The following is a 2,991-nucleotide window of genomic DNA, read 5'->3' on the forward strand; positions in this document are numbered from 1 at the left end:
CGTCCCGCCACACCGGGATCCGTCGCACGCCTTCGGGCGCCGCCACCGACCCGCGGACGAAGGCCGCGTCCCACCGGGCGTCGGCGACGCGTCGCAGCCGCTCTTCCGGTGGCGCGGACGCCAGCTCCACCCGTGTGCCGGGCGCCTGCCGTTCCAGCGCCTCCAGCACCCGTTCCAGCCGCTCGCCCATGCCGGCGCTCGTGCCGATGCGCAGGACGGTCCCGCGTGCGGCGACGAAGTCGCCGACCGTGGCCAGCGCGCGCCACTCGGCCGCCAGCACCGCGCGGGCCTCGGGCAGGAACGCGGCCCCGGCCTCGGTCAGCCGCACCCGCCGGGGCGATCGGTCGAACAGCTCGACGCCCAGCTCCCGTTCGAGGCGGCGGATCTGCTGGCTGACCGCGGACTGCACGATCGTCAGCCGCTCGGCCGCGCGTCCGAAGTGCAGCTCCTCCGCCACCGTGACGAAGTACCTCAGTTGACGAAGCTCCATGACCCCGGACTCGCTCGGCGCGTACGGACCAGGGCCTACAGCCGGACGATCATCTTGCCGAGGTTCTCGCCCCGCAGCATGGCCAGGAACGCCTCGACGGCGTGGTCGACACCGTCGAAGACGGTCTCCTCGAAGGTGATCTTCCCGTCGCGGATCCAGCCGCCGACGTCGCGGACGAAGTCGTCGTACCGGTCGCCCCAGTCGGTGACGATGAACCCCTTGAGGGTGGCCCGCTTGCCCACGAGCAGGGCGAGGTTGCGCGGGCCGGGAGGCGGCTCGGTGGCGTTGTACACCGAGATCGCGCCGCACAGCGCGGCCCGGCCGCCCCGGTTGAACGCGCCGATCGCGGCCTCCAGGTGGTCGCCGCCGACGTTGTCGAAGTAGACGTCGACGCCGTCGGGGGCGCTGTCGGCGAGCAGCCGGTGCACCGGGCCGGACCGGTAGTTGAACGCGGTGTCGAAGCCGAGACGGCCGGTGACGTAGGCGACCTTCTCATCCGAGCCGGCGCTGCCGATCACGCGCCGGGCGCCCTTGAGCCGGGCGATCTGCCCGGCCATCGAACCGACCGCGCCCGCGGCGCCGGAGACGAAGACGGTGTCGCCCTCCTTCATCTCGGCGATGTCCAGCAGCCCGACGTACGCCGTCAGGGCGGGCATGCCGAGCGCGCCCAGGTACGCCGACAGCGGGACGCCCTCGATCGGGGTCAGCGGCCGGAACCGCTTCGCCGGGCCCCACGCGTGCTCGCGCCAGCCCAGCTCGTGCAGGACGACGTCGCCCTCCGCCAGGTCGGGGGAGCGGGACTCGACGACCTCGCCGATGGCACGGCCGGTCATCACCTCGCCCAGCCGGAACGGCGGCACGTAGGACTTGACGTCGTTCATCCGGCCGCGCATGTACGGGTCGACCGACATGAACAGGTTGCGGACGAGCACCTCGCCGTCGCCCGGCGAGGGCCGTTCGACCTCGACGAGAGCGAAGTCGTCGGCCGTCGGCCAGCCCCGGGGGCGTGCCGTGAGATGGACCTCGCGCGTCTTCACCGTCTCTGCTCCTCGCGTGGCGTCACCGAGTGGTCTGTCCGCCACGCTAGCCGTCGGCCGGGCGGCCACCGCGCCGGGGTGGGGCCGCCTACCGGCGGCCGACGGCGCAGAGCATCCAGACCGAGTCCGCGTTCGCGGCGGCGGCCGGCGTGTCCGGGCGCCACTGCGGCAGGAAGACCAGGCCGGGATCGACCAGCTCGTACCCGTCGAACAGGGAACCGATCTCCTTCGGCGTGCGCAGGACGGCCGGGGAGGTCGCGCGGGCCTTGTACACGTCCGCGGCGGCCGTGGCGCCGTCGGTGTTCTGCTCCGGCGAGGTGATGTGGGACAGGGCGAGGTGGCTACCGGGCACGGAACGGTCGCGGAAGGCCGCCACCAGGCCGTACGGGTCCTCCTCGTCGGCGATGAAGTGCAGCACCGACATGAACAGCACGGCGACCGGCTCGTCGAAGTCGATCAGCCGGTGCAGGTCCGGATGGTCCAGGATCGGGCCCGGGTCGCGCATGTCCGCCTCGATGACCGCCGTGGTGCCGTCGGCGGGCAGCAGCGCGTGCGCGTGGGCGCGCACGATCGGGTCGTTGTCGACGTAGACCACGCGTGTGGACGGGTCGACGGCCTGGGCGACCTCGTGCACGTTGCCCTGGGTCGGCAGCCCGGTGCCGATGTCGATGAACTGGCGGATGCCCGCCTCGGCGGCGAGGTACCGCACCGCCCGGCCGAGGAACGCCCGGTTCTCCCGCGCGAGGATCCGCACCTCGGGGGCTGCGCTGAGCACTTGTTCGGCCGCGTCCCGGTCGACGGCGAAATTGTCCTTGCCGCCGAGGTAATAGTCGTACATCCGAGCCGGAGTCGGTCGATCGGTCCGCAGATCCGGGGTCGTGGAACGTTCGTCGGGCATGCGGGGAGCGTACTGTACCGCCGTCGCCGTCGGCGGTCTCACCCTCGCCGCCTTCGCCGGCGCGATACCCGTCGCCCAGGCGCGTCCCGTCCCCACGCACCCCGCGTACCGGACCACCGTTCCCGGGGAGTCGGTCGAGGCCGATCGGGTGGACCAGCCGGTCGCACCCGGCATCGTCCGGACCACCTTCGACACGTTCGGCCGTACCGGCTGGACCCGCGTCCACGTCCTGAACGCGGACCTGCGCGACCGGGCGGTCGGCGTCGACCTGGTCACGGGCAAGGTGAGCGAGGCCCGGCCCCTGTCCCAGGCGGCCGACGCCCAGCGGGCGGTCGCCGCCGTCAACGGGGACTACTTCGACATCACCGAGACCAACGCCGCCGAGGGGCCGGAGATCCAGGGCGGCGCGGCGCGCAAGGGCACCGCGCTGCCCTCGACGGTCGCGGCCGTCGGCGACGACGGGATCGCCCGGCTCGCCGATCTCGCCATCCAGAGCGCGGTCACGCGGGCGGGCGCCGAGCGCCCGCTCGGCGCCCTCAACAGCGAGCTCGTCGCGCGCCGCCCCG

Annotated in this window: 3 protein-coding genes and 1 pseudogene; 1 reads left to right on the forward strand and 3 read right to left on the reverse strand. The window is 73.4% G+C overall.

The features are described from left to right. The 3 genes from ACFFNX_RS46595 to ACFFNX_RS46605 form a co-directional block, all read right to left on the reverse strand. The coding region (locus ACFFNX_RS46595; RefSeq protein WP_378212789.1) for a LysR family transcriptional regulator at positions 1 to 490 on the reverse strand (490 nt) is incomplete at its 3' end. Between the two features lie 35 nt (positions 491 to 525). Then, positions 526 to 1,527 (reverse strand): NADP-dependent oxidoreductase, encoded by a 1,002-nt coding sequence (locus ACFFNX_RS46600; protein WP_378212790.1) that lies wholly within the window; start codon positions 1,525 to 1,527, stop codon positions 526 to 528. Positions 1,528 to 1,615: 88 nt separating this feature from the next. After that, complete coding sequence (locus ACFFNX_RS46605; RefSeq protein WP_378212792.1) at positions 1,616 to 2,425, reverse strand: SAM-dependent methyltransferase; 810 nt, start codon at positions 2,423 to 2,425, stop codon at positions 1,616 to 1,618. On the opposite strand from ACFFNX_RS46605, the pseudogene ACFFNX_RS46610 reads away from it, so the two are divergent. Beyond that, a pseudogene (locus tag ACFFNX_RS46610) lies at positions 2,424 to 2,991 on the forward strand (hypothetical protein); the annotation flags it as partial. The gene ACFFNX_RS46605 and the pseudogene ACFFNX_RS46610 sit on opposite strands and share 2 nt — an antisense overlap.

The sequence above is a fragment of the Actinoallomurus acaciae genome, assembly GCF_042429965.1.
Lineage (GTDB): Bacteria > Actinomycetota > Actinomycetes > Streptosporangiales > Streptosporangiaceae > Actinoallomurus > Actinoallomurus acaciae.

Coding starts and splice junctions, on each gene's coding strand:
- ACFFNX_RS46605 (WP_378212792.1), bottom strand. CDS start 2,425: ATGCCCGACGAACGTTCCACGACCCCGGATCTGCGGACCGATCGACCG.